General features: G+C 48.1%; 14 protein-coding genes and 1 tRNA gene. 5 read left to right on the forward strand and 10 right to left on the reverse strand.

Annotation, left to right across the window (positions count from 1 at the left end):
- The 4 genes from ACYVB1_RS15685 to ACYVB1_RS15700 all read right to left on the reverse strand — a co-directional run.
- Window positions 1-1,125: hypothetical protein (locus ACYVB1_RS15685; RefSeq protein WP_460924730.1), on the reverse strand; the 1,125-nt coding region annotated here is incomplete at its 3' end.
- A 211-nt stretch (window positions 1,126-1,336) separates the two neighbouring features.
- A complete protein-coding gene (locus ACYVB1_RS15690) occupies window positions 1,337-1,687 on the reverse strand; it encodes an STAS domain-containing protein (RefSeq protein WP_460924731.1) in 351 nt (116 codons plus the stop codon).
- Window positions 1,659-2,159: a Fur family transcriptional regulator gene (locus ACYVB1_RS15695; RefSeq protein ID WP_460924732.1), complete on the reverse strand. Its 501-nt coding sequence runs from the start codon at window positions 2,157-2,159 to the stop codon at window positions 1,659-1,661. The genes ACYVB1_RS15690 and ACYVB1_RS15695 overlap by 29 nt, the downstream gene beginning before the upstream one ends.
- 24 nt (window positions 2,160-2,183) lie before the next feature.
- The gene (locus tag ACYVB1_RS15700) at window positions 2,184-4,385 is read right to left on the reverse strand and encodes a RelA/SpoT family protein (RefSeq protein ID WP_460924733.1); all 2,202 of its coding nucleotides are present in this window, start codon (window positions 4,383-4,385) and stop codon (window positions 2,184-2,186) included.
- A 257-nt stretch (window positions 4,386-4,642) separates the two neighbouring features.
- Here ACYVB1_RS15700 and ACYVB1_RS15705 point away from each other — a divergent pair.
- The 4 genes from ACYVB1_RS15705 (at window position 4,643) to clpX (ending at window position 8,487) form a co-directional block, all read left to right on the forward strand.
- A tRNA-Leu gene (locus tag ACYVB1_RS15705) sits at window positions 4,643-4,724 on the forward strand.
- A gap of 76 nt (window positions 4,725-4,800) precedes the next feature.
- Window positions 4,801-6,126 carry a trigger factor gene (gene tig / locus ACYVB1_RS15710; protein ID WP_460924734.1) on the forward strand — a complete coding sequence of 442 codons (1,326 nt, stop codon included), beginning with the start codon at window positions 4,801-4,803 and terminating at the stop codon, window positions 6,124-6,126.
- Window positions 6,127-6,213: 87 nt separating this feature from the next.
- Window positions 6,214-6,912: a ClpP family protease gene (locus tag ACYVB1_RS15715; protein ID WP_460924735.1), complete on the forward strand. Its 699-nt coding sequence runs from the start codon at window positions 6,214-6,216 to the stop codon at window positions 6,910-6,912.
- Between the two features lie 351 nt (window positions 6,913-7,263).
- A complete protein-coding gene (gene clpX / locus ACYVB1_RS15720) occupies window positions 7,264-8,487 on the forward strand; it encodes an ATP-dependent Clp protease ATP-binding subunit ClpX (protein WP_460924736.1) in 1,224 nt (407 codons plus the stop codon).
- A 142-nt stretch (window positions 8,488-8,629) separates the two neighbouring features.
- On the opposite strand, the gene ACYVB1_RS15725 is transcribed toward clpX, so the two are convergent.
- From ACYVB1_RS15725 to ACYVB1_RS15745, 5 genes are all read right to left on the reverse strand, one after another.
- A complete protein-coding gene (locus tag ACYVB1_RS15725) occupies window positions 8,630-8,758 on the reverse strand; it encodes a hypothetical protein (RefSeq protein WP_460924737.1) in 129 nt (42 codons plus the stop codon).
- A gap of 451 nt (window positions 8,759-9,209) precedes the next feature.
- Window positions 9,210-10,343: a lipid-A-disaccharide synthase gene (gene lpxB / locus ACYVB1_RS15730; protein WP_460924738.1), complete on the reverse strand. Its 1,134-nt coding sequence runs from the start codon at window positions 10,341-10,343 to the stop codon at window positions 9,210-9,212.
- Between the two features lie 88 nt (window positions 10,344-10,431).
- A complete protein-coding gene (locus tag ACYVB1_RS15735; RefSeq protein ID WP_460924739.1) occupies window positions 10,432-10,854 on the reverse strand; it encodes a 6-pyruvoyl trahydropterin synthase family protein in 423 nt (140 codons plus the stop codon).
- Window positions 10,855-11,862, reverse strand: a complete 1,008-nt coding sequence (locus tag ACYVB1_RS15740; protein WP_460924740.1) for a FecCD family ABC transporter permease — start codon at window positions 11,860-11,862, stop codon at window positions 10,855-10,857. It abuts the gene before it with no gap.
- A complete protein-coding gene (locus ACYVB1_RS15745) occupies window positions 11,859-12,761 on the reverse strand; it encodes an ABC transporter substrate-binding protein (RefSeq protein ID WP_460924741.1) in 903 nt (300 codons plus the stop codon). The genes ACYVB1_RS15740 and ACYVB1_RS15745 overlap by 4 nt, the downstream gene beginning before the upstream one ends.
- A gap of 98 nt (window positions 12,762-12,859) precedes the next feature.
- On the opposite strand from ACYVB1_RS15745, the gene rfaD reads away from it, so the two are divergent.
- Window positions 12,860-13,825, forward strand: coding sequence for an ADP-glyceromanno-heptose 6-epimerase (gene rfaD / locus ACYVB1_RS15750; RefSeq protein ID WP_460924742.1), 966 nt, complete (start codon window positions 12,860-12,862; stop codon window positions 13,823-13,825).
- Between the two features lie 396 nt (window positions 13,826-14,221).
- On the opposite strand, the gene ACYVB1_RS15755 is transcribed toward rfaD, so the two are convergent.
- A complete protein-coding gene (locus tag ACYVB1_RS15755; protein WP_460924743.1) occupies window positions 14,222-17,653 on the reverse strand; it encodes a hypothetical protein in 3,432 nt (1,143 codons plus the stop codon).
- Window positions 17,654-17,658: the final 5 nt, after the last annotated feature.

Raw genomic sequence — 17,658 nt, forward strand, 5'->3', positions numbered from 1 at the left:
CCGCATCGCCACCCGATACGACAAGACTGCCTCTAGCTTTCTGGCATTCCTGCACCTGGCTGCAGCCATGACACTGCTGCTATAATTGTCAACGCAGCCTAGTCTTTCGTAAAAATATTTAGTCAATTTTCTGTCAGGCAGAGAATCCCTTACCTCAGACGGTACTATTCTGTTACCAACTATAGCTTCATAAAGCTTATACGCTTTTTCCAGATAAACACTTCCTATCTTGTAGTCTATCTCTTCTGGTTTCTTGTTCGCCATATAAACAAGAAGACTATCAACAAGTCGCTTTACACTTTGATAGTCATAGTTTTTAATAACTCTGATCCAACTGTTCATTTCAACAAAATACTCCTTTAATTTCCTGTCTTGTAACCACGTTTCGGGAAATTGATTGAGAATGATGTTGAATATAGTGTCTTTTACTCTTGTCTCCCCCACTTCATCTCTTAATATGATAAAATCACCCAGTCTACGAAAGTGCTCTTTAGTCAACCATAAGACAGAGAAGCGATCATAAAGCTGATATATTCTGTATGGTTGTTGATATACTTTGTCTATCAAATAGTTTACTTCTTCAGCTTGCAGCCTCAGATAGAGTTCTGATAGATTGTTATTAATCATTTCTTGAGTAGCCTTCACCTCTTTCCTGGTATCCTCAACTTCTCTCTTGGTCACATCAACATTACCCTGGACATCTTCCATAACTTTCTTAGCATTGATAACTTCATTCTCAATGCTTCGCTGACTGGCCAGAACCTCCTTACTTTCCTGCAGATACTTCGCGGTACGATTTTGCATAACAGTAATATATGCACCGACACCAAACAAAATAAGTCCAAAGACTATCCCCCACATACTTAGATAATTTGATGATGCGGCTATTTGATTAGCTACTCCGGCCGAACTAATCTGCGATTCAGTCTGGAGGTTCTCTATCTTGTCGTTAATAAGGTCAAGCCTCTCCTTAAATAGCTCATTAGCTCCGGTGGTGCTCTCTAGCCTCTGAACCCTCTCCTCCAGGGACTGTATGTAGGCCTTAGTGACAACTGTATCTTGGGCAGCAGCTACGTTAGAAAGTGTGAGAACAAGGAACAGAGAGAATATTATATTTCTTAACATTTACAATAAGGTTGAGTCATATCAGTCAGTAATATACAATCTTTTGCATTTAATTAGTATTGTACAAGAAATGACCTTGAAGATTGATAAATGCAAAGAGCATAGTGGGGAGAGATCGTAGTTTATTATCAAAGGCTATAATAGAAGAAGGCCACCAATATTGGTAGCCTTCTTCTATTACTTATTACAATTAAGCTGCTCTTCGTAGAGACTAATAAATCGACTCCTTTAAAAACTGCGATGCGAATTCGTCATTTTCTGCGATAGTGAAAATCGCATTTAGCTTTGTAACGATTAAAAGCTTGCGGATATGGTCGGAGGGCTTGATGAGCACGAGCTCGCCGCCGCGGTTTCGAAACTTGGTGAGCAGCGACACTAATACCCCCATGCCACTGCTGTCCATGAAGCGTACGTTAGAAAGATCGATAGCGCAAAGCAGCGACAGCAAGGGCTTTCCCCCATCTATTTCATCGATCATGCGCTGCGTATCGGTGCCAGCTATCAGGTCTCCCTCCAGCCTCACAAATAAGATGTCATCTTTGAGCTCTGTCTGATACTTCATGTTGCTTTTCCTCTGTCGCTTTTTTGGCGCGGCAATCGCCGCAGATACCATACAGGTTTAGGGAATGATGCAAGATATGAAAATTTAGCAGGTCCCCTACCATGGTCTGTATATTATGAATGCGCGGGTCGCAGAACTCCACCACCTTGTGGCACTCTGTACATATAACGTGGTCGTGCTGCCGATAGCCATACGATTTTTCGTACTGCGCCAGGTTACGGCCAAACTGGTGCTTGCTCACCAGGTCGTTTTCTACCAGCAGGTCCAGGGTGTTGTACACGGTGGCGCGGCTTACGCGGTAATTCTTATTTTTCATGCTGATGTAGAGCGACTCCACATCAAAATGCCCGTCGCGGGAATAAATCTCTTCCAAGATAGCATAGCGCTCCGGCGTTTTACGCAGGCCTTTGCTTTCTAAATATGCTGTGAAGATTTTTTTTACTTCTTCAAACTTTACTGTATTTAATGCCATATCTTTTAAAAATAACAGCCCCTCTTAATCGAAGCGCTCTACGGTAAGTATTCCGTTCACTTTACCCATGCGCTGCATCAGCATATCGAGGTGGCCGGTGTCGTTAACGAAAACCATAATGTTGCCCTCAAAAATCCCGTCGTTGGAGTCGATGGTAATCGAACGCATGTTCACTTTCAAACTGGTGGAGATAACTTTTGTCAGGTCGTTTACCAGGCCAACCCGGTCGGTACCTTTGATGCGGATACCCGCCAGGAAAGCCAGCTCTTTCTGGTCTGTCCACTTCGCCTTAATGATGCGGTTCCCATAGTTAGACATCAGCTCAACACCTCTCTTGCAGTTGGTCCGGTGAATCTCAATGCCGCCATCTTCTGTCTGGAAACCGAACACATCATCGCCCGGAATCGGGTTGCAGCATTTTGCTACCGTGTAATTCTCCATGTTAGCCGTGTTCTCCCCTATTACCAACATGTCAGAATTTATGCCCCTGATTTTCTGCACTTCCTTATCAAAGGACTTCGGCTCCAGCATAGAAGATCCCTTTTCGGCAGTAGCTATAAATATCACTTCCTTGATACTCTTGATATCAATATACCCTGTAGCAATTCTATAGTGCAGGTCCTGCACTGAAGCCACATTAAAGTAAGCCTGCAGTTTATTGATGTTGCTCTGCGTGTCAGCTATCTCTAGTTGCTTCAGGCGATGCTCCAGCATTGCTTTGCCCATCTCGGCTTTGCTTTTGCGTTCTTCGCGCAGGGCATCCTTGATGCGGGTGCGTGCCTTGGAGGTAACTGCATACTGCAGCCACTCCTCATTCGGCTTCTGCTTCTGCGATGTCAGGATCTCTACCTGGTCACCGTTCTTCAGCTTATAGCTCAGTGGCACCAGTTTCTGGTTCACCTTGGCACCCAGACACTGCAAGCCAATGTCAGTGTGAATTTCGAAAGCAAAGTCAAGCGCAGTGGCTTTGTCCGGTAGTATTATCAGTTCTCCCTTCGGCGTAAATACAAACACCTCCTCCACAAACAGGTTCTTACGGAACTCATCCATGAATTCAAGCGCGTTGGAATTATTAGCCTCCAGCATGTCGCGCACCTTGTTTATCCACATCTCCAGACCTGACTCGCCTGAGGCGGCCCCTTCTGTTTTGTACTTCCAGTGGGCTGCATACCCCCGCTCAGCTATCTCATCCATTCGCTTGGTCCGGATCTGCACCTCTACCCACTGACCGGAACGGCTCATCACCGTGGTATGTAACGACTCGTAGCCATTTGCCTTCGGCGTGTTCACCCAGTCGCGCAGGCGGTCGGGGTTCGGCTGGTAGAAGTCGGTTATAATGGAGTACACCTGCCAGCAAGCAGCCTTTTCGTTCTCCAGGGGCACATCCAAAATAATCCGGATAGCAAAGAGGTCGTAAATCTCATCAAAGGTGATGTTCTGCTTCTTTATCTTCTTCAGGATAGAGTAGATAGACTTCGGCCTGCCTTTGATGGTGAACTTGAACCCGTACTTGCGCAGCTCCTCCTCTATAGGGTGCGTAAAGTCTTTTATAAACTTATTGCGGGCATTCCGGGTCTGCCGGATTTTGTTGGAGATGTCCTTATAGGTATCCGTATCGGTGTACTTCAGGTATAAATCCTCCAGCTCCATTTTAAAGGTATACAAACCCAGGCGGTGCGCCAGCGGGGCGTACAGGTACATGGTTTCGGAAGCGATCTTCAACTGCTTGTGGCGCGGCATGCTGTCGAGGGTACGCATGTTGTGCAGGCGGTCGGCCAGCTTTATGAGTATTACCCGTACATCATCACTCAGCGTGAGCAGCATCTTCCGGAAGTTCTCGGCCTGCTGGGAGGTACCGTAATCGAACACACCAGATATTTTGGTGAGCCCTTCAATGATTCTGGCTACACTCGGGCCGAACTCCCGCTCGACATCCGAAATTTCCATCTCGGTGTCTTCCACCACATCGTGCAGCAGAGCTGCCACAATAGAGGTGGTACCAAGCCCAATTTCCTCTACCGCAATCTGGGCCACCGCGAGCGGGTGCAGAATATAAGGCTCACCCGATTTACGGCGCATGCCACCATGCGCTTCCAGCGAGGTATTGAAAGCTTTCTTTATGATTTTGGCATCGCCGTCCTTCAGGAAAGGCTTGGCGTACCGTAGTAATCTTCTATAATGTCTTAAGATCTCTTTGCGTTCTGCTTCTGGATCGATCATGGTCAAAAGTCTGGGAACAAATAAGTTAGTACCCTAAAAAGAGCACACTTACCTCGTGTCTTCTATTTATACAATAATGTAGCTGCTTTATAGGTTCAAATATAGCTGAATATAAAATGCAACCAATAACATGCCGGAGCAAAGGCTCCAGGCAGCCTGAGGAGTATGTAAGATAAAAATTTTTAAGAAAATTTAATGCTAGGTATTGCATTTAAAAATTCAGGTAGTAACTTTGCACCACTATTACAAACAAGCACACTCAAGCGGATGTGGCGAAATTGGTAGACGCACTAGACTTAGGATCTAGCGCTGCGAGGCATGGGGGTTCGAGTCCCTCCATCCGCACAAATCTCAAACCCTCAACAGCCATGTTGGGGGTTTGTTTTTAGTAGATATTTCAAAAAATTAAAACTTATAAGCCTTGAATATTACATTAAACCAAACCGACAGCACCAACGCACAACTGAAGGTGGTACTGGAAGAGGCCGACTACGCTCCGAAGGTAGACCAGCAGGTAAAAGAATACAGCAAGAAAGCCCAAATCAAAGGCTTCAGACCTGGTAAAGTGCCTGCAGGGCTTGTAAAGAAAATGTATGGCAAGAGCATCCTGGTAGAGCAAATCAATAAGACACTACAGGAGGAAATCTCTAAATACATCCGCGAAAACGATGTAAAGCTTTTAGGTGAGCCGCTTCCAGAGCCAAGCCAGGAGCAAATTGACTGGGACAACCAGAAAGAATTCGAGTTTACCTATGCGGTAGGCCTGCTTCCTGACTTCAACCTTCCGCTGGATAAAAGCGTAGAGGGGTACAGCATTGAAGTGGACGAGAAGACACTTGAGGAAGCATATACAAACCTGAAGCGCCAGTTCGGCAAAACCATCAACCCTGAGACTTCTGAGCAAGGCGACTTTATCTCTGGTGAGTTGAAGGCTGTAGAAGGTGAGTTTCAGTCTAAAACGCTTATTCCTACAAACCGCGTGGTAGAAGGACAGGATAAGTTTGTTGGTGTGAAGGCCGGCGACGTGATCCGTTTCGACATCCGCACAACTTTTGGCGATGACAACGCTGCCCTGGCCCATGTTACCGGCCTGAGCAAGGATGACGTAGCTAACCTGAACGGCGAGTTTGAGTTTACAGTAGAGAAAATCAACCGTACGGAGGAGGCCGAGCTGAATCAAGAACTTTTTGACAAGCTTTTCGGTAAAGACGAAGTAACAACAGAAGAAGAGTACCACGAGAAAATCCGCGAAACTATCAAGGAAAACTATGAGCGTGAGGCTGATAACCTGTTGTACCGCAACATCATCGATACCTTAGTAGATAACGTAGAGGTAGAACTTCCAACTGAGTTCTTCAAGCGTTGGCTGCAGGTAACAAACGAAGGCAAACTGACAGCAGAGCAAATCGAAGAGAACTTCGACAAGTACCTGCGTGAGCTGAAGTGGTCGATGATTAAAAACAAGGTGGTAGAGGAGAACGAACTGAAAGTGAGCAACGAAGAAGTAGTGGAAGCTACTAAAGAGAAGATGCTTGCTCAGTTCAACATGCCAGAGATACCTGAAGAGTTGCTGGAGAGCATGAACAACTATGCAAACCAGTACCTGCAGCAGGACAACGGCCGTAACTACATTCAGGAGTACGAGCAATTGCTGGCTGAGAAGGTGCTCGCTAAACTTAAAGAGCAGATGACTGTTGTAGAGAAGACAATCACTGCAGAGGACTTCAAAAACAAATCGTTTGAATAACCAAACGAATAAACTATATTAGCAAAAAAGGTCCTTTTTTAAAGGACCTTTTTTATTTTTTGAATAAACCGTAAACCTAAACAAGATATGTTTAACAAAGACGAGTTCCGGAAATTTGCCGTAAAAGGCCAGGGCATGAGCGGCCTGGGCGTAGACCAATATATTAACCACGTAGAGGGCAGAGCCATGCACACCATCGAGAGCATGACCCGCTCCGTAATTGAGGAACGCCCAACAAACTTCCGTGAGATTGACGTGTTTTCCCGCCTGATCATGGACCGCATTATTTTCCTGGGCACACAGGTAGATGACTTTATCGCCAACATTATCACAGCACAGCTGTTGTTCTTAGAGTCGGCTGACGCGAAGAAAGACATCCTGCTGTACATCAACAGCCCGGGTGGTTCGGTATACGCGGGCTTGGGCATATATGACACCATGCAGTATGTGAGCCCGGATGTAGCCACTATCTGTACAGGTCTGGCTGCCTCTATGGGTGCCGTGTTGCTGGCCGGCGGTGCCGCTAACAAGCGTTCTGCCCTGCCACACGCCCGTATCATGATTCACCAGCCAATGGGTGGTGCGCAAGGCCAGGCTTCTGATATCGAGATCACAGCACGCGAGATCCTTAAGCTGAAAAAAGAGCTGTATGAGATTTTGGCAGAACACTCCGGCAAATCTTACCAGGAAGTGTATGACAACTCAGACCGTGACTACTGGATGAAAGCCGATGAAGCGAAGGAGTATGGCCTGATTGATGAAGTGTTGATTCGCAAGAAGTCTTAAGCACTATCTTAATTAAAAATTGCACAAAACCCACTCTGTAAAATGGAGTGGGTTTTTCTTTTCCTGCCCTGCCCTGCTATACACTGATGATATTGTTTCTTTTCTTTTCAAAATTACATAATGTTAAAAAAATTATCAACAGGGTTACGCGGAAACGAAACCTACACAATATACTTATTATTAACACTTTAACCAATAATATAAAAATATACATCTTAAAATTTATCTGGTCTTTTTAAAGCTTTCGTAACATTTAGGTTAAAGAATTTCTGTTTGTATAAATTTTCAATTTTGTACCTTTGCTTCAGGCCTTGACACCCAAGGCATAATTTATTGAATCAACTGGTTCTTATGGCAGAAATTACTTGCTCATTTTGCGGCAAAAACAAGAAAGATGTATCGGTGATGATATCTGGTATCAACGCGCACATTTGTGACCGTTGTATCGGGCAGGCACAGCAGATATTGAACGAGGAGAATAAGATACGCGCCAACAGCCGTACTCCTAAGTTCAGCCTGATGAAGCCGAAGGAAATGAAGGCATATCTCGATCAGTTTGTTGTGGGCCAGGATGAGGCGAAGAAGGTAATGTCAGTGGCCGTGTACAACCACTACAAGCGCCTGATGCAACCTACCGAGAACCAGGATGTAGTGATTGAGAAATCGAACATCATCATGGTGGGCGAAACAGGTACAGGTAAGACATACCTCGCACGTATGATGGCCGGTATCCTGCAGGTACCTTTCTGTATTGCCGATGCCACCGTACTCACAGAGGCGGGTTATGTGGGCGAAGATGTGGAAAGCATCCTGACGCGCCTGCTGCAGGCTGCTGACTATAATGTAGAATCAGCGGAGCGTGGCATTGTATACATCGATGAGATTGACAAGATTGCCCGTAAAAGCGATAACCCATCTATTACCCGCGATGTAAGTGGTGAGGGAGTGCAGCAGGCCCTGCTAAAGCTATTGGAGGGAACATCCGTAAACGTGCCCCCACAGGGAGGCCGTAAGCACCCGGAGCAGAAAATGATTACTGTTAACACAGAGAACATCCTGTTCATTTGCGGAGGTGCTTTTGTCGGCATCGACAGACTAATTAAAACCCGTCTGAATACCCGCCCTATCGGCTTCTCTAAGTCAAAGCAGGATGAGGCAGATGAAAAGGAGAACTTCCTGAAGTACCTGACGGCTCAGGACCTGAAAAGCTTTGGTTTGATACCAGAACTTATTGGACGCCTACCCGTGCTGACACACCTGGATCCACTGGATAAAGAAACATTACGCCTTATCCTGATAGAGCCAAAGAACTCCATCGTGAAGCAGTATAAGCGCCTGTTTGAAATGGAGGATATTGTACTCAATTTTGATGATAGCGCACTGGAGTATATTGTGGAGAAAGCGGCGGAGTACAAGCTTGGTGCCCGTGGTCTGCGCTCTATCTGCGAAGGCATTATGACGGATGCCATGTTTGAGTTGCCATCAGAGGAAGGCACAAAAGAACTGACCATTACCGGCAAGTACGCCCGCGAAAAGTTTGAAAAGTCGAGCCTTAAGCAACTGAAAGTAGCTTAAGCTAAAAGAAAATAAGCCTCCCAAAGAGCAGCGACACACATATTTTATAAACAGGAAGAGGTAGTCCGATAAAGGCTACCTCTTCCTGTTTATGCCTCGCCAGGCAACGGTAGGACAAGTTATACTCATCCTAAAGCTTTGCTCAGGCACGAGGCTTCGGTATATAGGAATCATCCTCCAGCAGATCGTCATCAGCGGAAGAGGCCGCACTAATCAGCAGCACAGCAATGGTTAAGCCGGTAAGCCCCAAGGCAATCATAATAGATTTCATAGTTCTTGTGTTTAAGTAGTGGTACATTAACAGCCTTTAAGCTGTCTTACTCTATACGTCTGCCTGCTGGAAACGAGTTGTAAGAACCAATGCGAACTGGCGCGAGTTCTTCAACTTACGCCTGAAAATGATATCGGGCTTGTAGCTCAACCGGGCCAGCTTAAAAACAGTAGACACGATTGGGGAAACTGCACCGTAGGTACTGTTTGATTAAAGCCTCCGACGGGTTTATTCAAATAAGGATGGGGTAGAGAAATTTAAACTGCCCTCCCTTAGCTGAACAGTTTAATAAAGCAGTCCTTCGAACGATTTCTCGTAGATGTAAGCCATCCCCCTTCAAAGGGAGACTTGTAAAGGGTTACTCTATGTATGATGCCAGCTACATCAGGAATATGTAGCCTCTAGAAGAGGTGAATCAGACAGTGAGGCTTGTCTCCTGGAGCTTGTGCTCCTATACCTGATTCGTGTATCTGTCCGCCTGCAGGTACTGTACCATCAACTGGGCTGCACGTTCTGCTGTTCTGAAGTTGCCAATTTTCTGGCGTACCAGGTTATAGCCCTCCTGCTGCTTCTGCATAAAATGCTTATCAAACAACACCCGTTTTAGCTCTGCTACAATCTGCTTGGCCGTGAAATCATCTTGTATAAGCTCTGTTACCACAGGTTTATCGGCAATCAGGTTTACGAGCGAGATATAAGGCACTTTGATGACCATCTTACCAATGGTATAGGAAATAGCGCTGGTCTTGTAGCAAACCACCTGCGGTACGCCAAACAGCGCTGTCTCTAAAGTGGCTGTACCAGAAGTAACCAGGGCAGCCTGTGAATGGGCCAGCAGATCATACGTCTGGTCATAGACTATCTTGATGTTCGGGTCTTTGTTATACTGCTCATAGTACGCCTTAGAGAGGTTGGAAACGCCTGCCACCACAAACTGAAAGTCGCGGAAAGACGGCAATACACTGAGCATGACATGCAGCATGCCTTCTATTTCCTGTTTGCGGCTGCCGGGCAGTATGGCAATGATGGGTTTGTTGTTGTAAAGCTTATTCCTGGTCCTGAAATCCGGCGTGCGCACGTGATCTGTTACAGAGTCATTCACCGGGTTACCCACATAATCCACCTTATAATCGAAGCGGCCGTAAAACTCCTCCTCAAAAGGCATGATAACGAACATGCGGTCTACTACCTTTTTGATTTTATGCACACGGCCCTGATTCCAGGCCCAGATTTTAGGGGATATGTAATAATACACCTTCAGCCCCCGGGACTTGGCAAATTTGGCAATGCGCATGTTAAAGCCAGCATAATCCACCAGTATCACCACATCGGGTTGGTACGCCTTTATATCTGCTTTGCACTCCTTCAGAAAGCCCAGAATTTTGCGCAGGCTCTTCAGCACCTCTGCAAAACCCATAAAGGCCATCTCCTGGTAATGACGCACCAGGTCCATGCCAGCTTGCTGCATCATATCGCCGCCCCAGCCTCTTATCTGCGCATCCGGGTCTTGTTTCCGAAGTTGCTTGATGAGGTTAGACGCGTGCAGGTCACCGGAGCGCTCCCCGGCTATAATGTAATATTTCATGCAGTTTGTTTCTGTTAAGGCTACCGTGCAGGTACAGGAAGGACAGCAGGCAGCTTATGCGAGATAAGCCTGCCTGCTTTAGATTCTTCTACTCGCCGAAATACTCTACGTAATTGCGCGGGGTCTCGTAAAGCTTCAGGCTGTGTAGCTGTGCATTTTTGTTGGAGATGTCTTGAATGCGGGGCTCCAGAATCTTCCAGAACTCCACGATCAGGTTCTCTGTGCTGGCCAGCTTATCCTCCATAAACGCCACATCGAGGTTCAGGTTCTTATGATCCACCTTCTCAATGATGTGGGTACGGATGAGCGTGCTGAGCTTTTTGAGGTCAATCACGAAGCCTGTGTCCGGGTCAGGCTTTCCCTTCACGGTTACGATTAACTCATAGTTATGCCCATGCCAGTTGGTATTTGCACATGGCCCGAAAACCTCCTTATTCTTCGCCAACGACCAGTTCGGGTTGTGCAGCTTATGTGCTGCATTGAAGTGCTCTAACCTGCTTACGTAAATCATCTAACCTTTAAAATTGTAATTCTTTCTGAGTAGCAAATATACAAAGAAAGGAACACCAAAGAACGAAGTAATGATTCCAATCGGCAAACCTGCAGGCGGGTAAATTATGCGCGACAGCAAATCGCAGAGCAGCATAAAAAAACCTCCCACGAAAGCACAAAAGAGGAGGTTAGAGCGGCCGGTGGTACCCATCAGCCCACGGGTAACATGCGGAATGATCAAACCTACAAAACCAATTGGCCCCGAGGTAGCCACTGCAAAACCTGTCACTACGGACACGGTAGCCAGAATCACCCAGCGTGTACGCGCTACCTGCACACCTAAAGCCTGCGCCCGCTCCTCGCCCAGCAACAAAATATTCAGGTGCTTCTGGTAATACACAAACAGTAGCAAGGCCAGTAGCAGTGCCGCGGCAGGATAAGGCAGCATCGCCCAGCTGGCACGCTCAAAGCTACCCATAGACCAGAAAATAACGGTTCGTAATTTGCTTTCCGAATCAGACAGAAAAGTAAGCAGGCCCACAATAGCCGTTCCCAGCGAAGAGATAGCAATGCCAGCCAGCAGCAACTGCGACGGAATCAGCTGCCGTTTCCTGTAGCCAAGTATCACCACCACCAGTGTCACCACAAAGGCACCCAGCAGGGCAAAAATGGGCGGCATATAAATTTCAAGGATCGTTATGGGCACAAACCCAAAGAATACAATGATAGCACCTAACGATGCCCCCGAAGCGGTGCCTAACAGATAAGGGTCTGCCAGGCCGTTGTTTACCATCGCCTGCATCAGGTAGCCTGCCAGCGCAAGCGATGCCCCCACCACCAGCGCCAGGAGCAGGCGCGGCAGGCGCAGATGTACCAGCACGTAATGGGTGGTGTCGTTGGGGTTGTAGTTGAGGAAAGCTTCTGCTAAAATGCTTAAATCAGACTCAAACGAGCCTACCTGCAGCCCCAGCACCAGTACGACCAGAATGAGTAAGAAAGCAACCGTAAAGTACAGCGACCTGATCATGGGTAAAGAAACCGCTCCAGTTCGCGTATCGACTCCACCACACGCGGGGACGGCCGCGCTATTAAACTTGTTGTTGGCTTGTAAAGACGCTTGTTCTGGTAGGCATTTATTTTCTGAAGCTCCGGGTATATGCTGAAAAAATTTTCCTCCAGCTCCTGCGGTGTCCCACCCAGTATGACGTCAGGATTGCTTTTGAGGATGTACTCTCTTGTAAGCGGCTCATAGGTTTCTTCGACAGCATTCTCAGCACCTACTATGCGAAGCTTATCTGTGATAGCTGTGTTATGGCCGTACACATAAATAGGGTCGTAGTTAGCCAGGCCGAGTACACGCAAAGGCTGCGGCTGACCTTGATGACGAGCTCTAATCTGTGCCACCTCCTCTCTCAGAGAATCTGCCAGGTGTTCTGCCTGCTGCTCCCGGCCCATGATCTGACCAATGTCTTCCAGGGCAGTAAATATATCCTCCACTGTTTCGTAGCGCTGGTAATAGACTGGTATGCCCAGTTCCTCCAGCCGTGCTGCCACGTCCAAAGGGGTAATGCCCTCTACTGTGAAAATAAGATCTGGCTTCAGGCGCAGCACCTGCTCATAATCCACCGGGTAATTGTTCACAACGGGTTTGGTGCGCGCGGCTGCAGGATAATCGTCGTTTTGGGTGCGTCCCACAATCATGCTTGTATCCAGCACTGCAAACAGCATCTCTGTCATAGAGGTTGCCAGCGCCATCACGCGTTCAGGCTGCCCGTCTAGTTTTATCTCCCGCCCCAGGTCGTCTTCCAGCACAATTTGCTCCTGGCTTTCCTGCTTTGGATTACAGGCCGCCAGTGCCGGTAACAGGCAAAGGCATAGCAGCCATTTTATTTGATAGTACAAGCTTTCGTTTTGCTTCTGTTTCAAATTCCTGATTTTATTTATGCCTCCTGCTTACAGCAGGGCGGCTCCATTTATTTTCGTAAATTTAACCTAAATTTCGTTAGAGGTTTAAAAACTAAAGTATGATCGTAGTAACCGGCGCCGCAGGCTTTATTGCCAGCTGCCTTGTCAGCAGGCTGAACCAGGCCAATTTTAACAACATTGTGGTGGTAGACAATTTCTCTGTCGCCAAAAAAGAAAGAAATTTACAGGATAAAAAGATAAAAGAGTTTGTAGACCGAGACGGCTTTTTTGAGTGGCTGGATGAGAACTACGAAGAGGTGGAGTTTATTTTTCACTTAGGCGCCCGCACCGATACCACGGAGTTTAACAAAAATGTGTTCGACCTGCTGAACCTGGACTACTCCAAAAAGATGTGGAACGCCTGCTGCGAATACCAGATTCCACTGGTGTACGCTTCTTCTGCAGCTACCTACGGGGCCGGCGCTCTGGGCTATGATGATGATGAGTCTATTATTCCTTTGCTGAAGCCGCTGAACCCCTACGGTGAGTCGAAGAACGACTTTGATATATGGGCGCTGGAACAAACGGCGAAGCCTTTCTTCTGGGCTGGTCTGAAGTTCTTTAACGTGTATGGTCCTAATGAGTATCACAAAGAAAGAATGGCCTCTGTTATCTATCATGCATACAACCAAATAAATGAGAAAGGCCGCCTGGCACTATTCCGTTCGCATAACCCTAATTATGCTGACGGCGAGCAGATGCGCGACTTTATTTATGTAAAGGACGTAGTGGATGTGTGCCTGTTCCTGATGCACCACCGCAAGAACTCCGGCATCTACAACCTCGGCTCCGGCAAAGCCCGCACCTTTATGGCACTTGCCCTGAATACCTTTGAGGCCATGGGCGCAGAAGTGAACATTGACTTTATGGACACACCGGCTAATATCCGCGACAACTACCAGTATTTTACGGAAGCCAACATGAGCAAACTCCGCTCCATTGGTTACGACAAGCCGTTTTATACTCTGGAAGAAGGCGTAAAGGATTACGTGCAGAACTACCTGATTCCGGGGAAATATTATTGAGAATTATGAATTAGCTAGTTCAGCTGCCAGCATACAAGCCCTGCTTACCTTGCGTGAGTGGGGCTTGTTTTTTGATGATTGTTGAGAGCTTGATGTTGTAGCCTGTAAAACCGCCGCTGTTGGTGTTTTTCACGCGCTGGTGCGAGCTTGTAGCTCGTACCTTTTTACCCAATTGTACTCTAAGCTGGTATTGTTAGCGGCGAAAGCCGCTTCAGCTTTGGTTTCGGACAAGGATTTCCAAAACAGCTTTGAAGAATAAATATAGCCGCCTTTTCCTCCACTGATGGAGTTTTCATTAACAGCGGAGGAAACAAAATGGTACGTGCTACAAGCTCGCACCAGCGGGTCAGATTGGAAACTAGACCTATGTCTTCTGGTAACATCCTGCACTTAAACCTAAAACAGCACCGACACCTGTGTGCGTCCGGTATGCACGGCACCGATGCCGTTGGCTTTCCGGCCGTCGTAGTTCAGAGAGATGTTGAGGCCGTTGCTGAGGCGCTGCTGCAGGTTCAGCGACCAAGTCATGTTGTTGCCAGGGCGCAGGGCGTTCAGGATTTCGTAGCCAACGTAGGAGAATTCATCACCTGTAAAATCTATGTTTACATACTTGAGGTTGCCGGTAAAGGTGCGCTTGCTCACCTGGCTGAGTTTTGCCTCTACACCCAACTCATGGAAGGCTCCCTCCTGCTCTGCCTCCGCTGATGCCAGTACATCCTCACGCAATGAATACTGATACTTGCCTGTAAAGCGCAGCCGCGTGTTCGGCTGGTAAGACAGCTCCGGGGAAACTTCCCGGCTCTCAATCTTAAAGTTTTTAGAAATCAAAAAGTTAGACTGGTTTTCCCGCACATTCAGCCCCAGGCTTAGCTGGGAGCTGAGCACCTCGTTCAGGTTTAAGCGCCCGGCCAGCACTTGGCTACTCACGTTCCGGGTTTCGGAGCCGTTTGTCAACAAGGACTTCTGCTGGTTTTGCTGCACCGTGTACTCCATGCCATACAAGGGGTTACTGCGGTTAAAATATACCGTGTGCCGCATCGACTTCACCAGCGAAATCAGGAACTGGTCGGCGATGTCGTCGGCAAAGGGGTTGAAACGCTGCTTCAGGTCTTCATCGGTTGTTTTCTTATCTATGCTGATGAAGGTGAGCATGGAAAAGCGGGATAAGTGCTCTTTCATTCCCTTCTCTGATTTCCAGCTGCGGGGCGTATTACTGGTCAGGCGGTAGGTAAAGCGGTTGGTATAAGCGTTGATGTACTCATCGGTTGGCAGGTATATTTTGATGTAGCGCCGCTGGTCCACGGTCTGGGCCTCCAGGTAATCATTCAGGTTACTGTGGCTTGCGCCATCGCGCAGGTAGTGTGTTCCCTGCCCCGGCAGTGTCTCCTGGAAAATATAGATACGACGCAGCTCCCGGCCTGTACCCGTGGCATAACTGAGTTCCGACCGGAAGCTCCCATCCAAGAAACCCGCGTTCCAGTCTACCCGCGACTGTACTGTTTCTTCGTCTTTGCCGGCGGCTACATTTAGCTTTCGGTAAGTGGCTTGCAGAGCCAGGTCGTTTTCAGCACCGATTCGCGTTTGCATCACCGCATTATAGGTCTGCCCCACCTCCGGTTGCCCCATGGTACCGGCGCTGGTCGGGCGCTGGTCGGTGCGGTGGCTGTAGTCTAACCGGTATTTGGTAGTAGCTGAATCCCCGCTCTCTACATACACCAGGTGTTCCTCAAAATACATGGCAGAGCCAATAACAGAATCTGTTTCTAGGGAGGTAATCCTGTTCTTGTCAAAGCGGTAGGCATAGCCAGGCGTTACCTTGCCAAACTTATATTCTGCTCCCAGGTCTCCGCGGTACCATTCAGACTGCCGCTGCCCCTGCTCGCTGTTCAGTACAAAGAGGTGGTTGCGCAGCACCAGTTTCCCCACCTTCTTTAATGCATCCACATAATGCTGCACCCCATCTAGCTGGGCCTCCCGGTAACGCCGGCTGATGCGGTAATTGAACATGTTGTCTACGTCCTGCGTGGCTCCCACTGAAAAGTTCAGAATATGGTCTTCGGCTTTTCCAGTTGTTAATAAACTCCAGTCACGGTCAAACTCGATGGGGCGATAGCGGTCTATCGGTACAAAGTGCTGGTCGGTATATTCGTAGTTCAGGGTGCTGTTTAACTTATACTTGCCCAGCAAAGGCACCTGCTTATCCTGCACCACATACCCTACCCGCATGGCTTTACCCTGGTCATCATCTGAGTCCCTGTCGGAAAAGCGGTTGATGTCGTTCTCGGAAACGGCACCCTCTATAAAGACACTCACGCCCTTTTGCAGTTCATAGCTGCCGCCCAGTGTTATCAGCTGCTTCTTTTTGGGAGTAGGCAGCACCCGAAGCGGGGCATAGTTCCCCTGCGGCCTTCCGTTTATGGGTGCTACCCAACGGTACATGCGCCCGTTTACGGCACTGTTCGCCAGCACATAATCACCGTTGTTAGCCCCCACTTCTGTAAAGCTCACGTTATAGAAGGCGGAATCCGGGCTGTTGGAGTAAACGAAGATGGAGGCGGCAGCCTGACCATCGTTGTACACCGTATCACGTTTGGTATAAAGTACCTGTGTCGGGTCGAAGGCGACACTGTCAGCACCGGTGCTGACAGCTAAATTCAGGCTATCGCCCACACTGGCCAGCAGACGCTTCTCCTCGTTCTGCAGGTTCAGGTTAATGAGGTTGTTCGGGTTGTCGGATTCGTTGTAGTAATTGCCGTACACCTTCAGCTTGCCCAGGTTCTGGTAATGGTTGAGGTGGTAAATGCTGCGGCTATAGTTCTGGTCGAAGTACTCGAAATCTACTTTGATACGGGTATTCTTCGTAATAACGTGGCGGGTGGTAAACGTTATCTCTGCCTGATTATAGTCGATGACATAGTCATAATCGTAGCCACGCACCAGCAGCCTGCCGTCCAGGAACACACGCTCAGAGTTAGCCAGCACGATAATAAAGCGCTCGTTATTAGGTCCGCGCAGCCTGTAGGGCCCCAGCACTCCTTCCTGCGCCTGTAGTGTCTGTGAGGCAAACTTTCCCTTGGCCACAGAGGCTGCTACTGTAGTCACGCCTTTCCGCCCCGGTGTGCTGCCAAACTTTGTCTCAAAGGCGCCGCCCTGCACGTTCTTGTAGAACTGCAGAAAGTACGAGGGCTTGTTTTGCAGCACCACATCGCCAGCCGTCAGTTGCCAGAGCCGGTGCCTCAGGGTAATGTATACTTTATCAAACTCCTGTAGCTGCTGCGTGTTCCCCTCCGGCTGAAAAGGAATGTTCTGATCAGTGATGGCCGCCGTGATGCTGATGTCGTCGGTCAGTTTACCATCCAACTGCAGGTTCAGGGCCGAGTTCACGAACACGTTCTGCGTGTTGCCAAAAGAAATCCCCCGCGAGATGCTACCCGTCTTGTTTAGCCCCGGCGTTTTGAATATCTCTTCTTTTGTGGCAATCTCTTCCTGGTAAAAGCGGTCTTGGAAAGAACTCATCTCCAGCTTGGAAATGTCGCGCTTGAAGGCAGGCTTCGTGAGTTTCAGGGGCATTACCCGGAAACAAACCAGCACCGAATCGCGCAGGGCCTGCATTGTGCCCAGAAAATCAATTGCCACAGAATCAGGAGCCGGGAAACGGGTGAGGGTAAACTCATTCAGGCTGTAGTTATAGTCAAAGCCAAACTCCTCCTTTTTAGGGTGTGAGAATGTTACCGAACCGGGGTCAAGCGTAAGCGAGTCGAGTTGCTGCGGCATCGCAGTAAGGGGCATCCAGAGGCAGCGCTGGTTGTTCACAGGCGTCTGTGCCAAAAGTG

The sequence above is a fragment of the Pontibacter brevis genome (genome assembly GCF_054779655.1).

Bases quoted from the DNA above. Each gene is read 5' to 3' on its own strand.
- rfaD (WP_460924742.1), top strand. From the start codon at position 12,860: ATGATCGTAGTAACCGGCGCCGCAGGCTTTATTGCCAGCTGCCTTGTC.
- ACYVB1_RS15735 (WP_460924739.1), bottom strand. From the start codon at position 10,854: ATGATTTACGTAAGCAGGTTAGAGCACTTCAATGCAGCACATAAGCTG.
- ACYVB1_RS15690 (WP_460924731.1), bottom strand. From the start codon at position 1,687: ATGAAGTATCAGACAGAGCTCAAAGATGACATCTTATTTGTGAGGCTG.
- ACYVB1_RS15740 (WP_460924740.1), bottom strand. From the start codon at position 11,862: ATGATCAGGTCGCTGTACTTTACGGTTGCTTTCTTACTCATTCTGGTC.
- ACYVB1_RS15695 (WP_460924732.1), bottom strand. From the start codon at position 2,159: ATGGCATTAAATACAGTAAAGTTTGAAGAAGTAAAAAAAATCTTCACA.
- ACYVB1_RS15725 (WP_460924737.1), bottom strand. From the start codon at position 8,758: ATGAAATCTATTATGATTGCCTTGGGGCTTACCGGCTTAACCATTGCT.
- clpX (WP_460924736.1), top strand. From the start codon at position 7,264: ATGGCAGAAATTACTTGCTCATTTTGCGGCAAAAACAAGAAAGATGTA.
- lpxB (WP_460924738.1), bottom strand. From the start codon at position 10,343: ATGAAATATTACATTATAGCCGGGGAGCGCTCCGGTGACCTGCACGCG.
- ACYVB1_RS15715 (WP_460924735.1), top strand. From the start codon at position 6,214: ATGTTTAACAAAGACGAGTTCCGGAAATTTGCCGTAAAAGGCCAGGGC.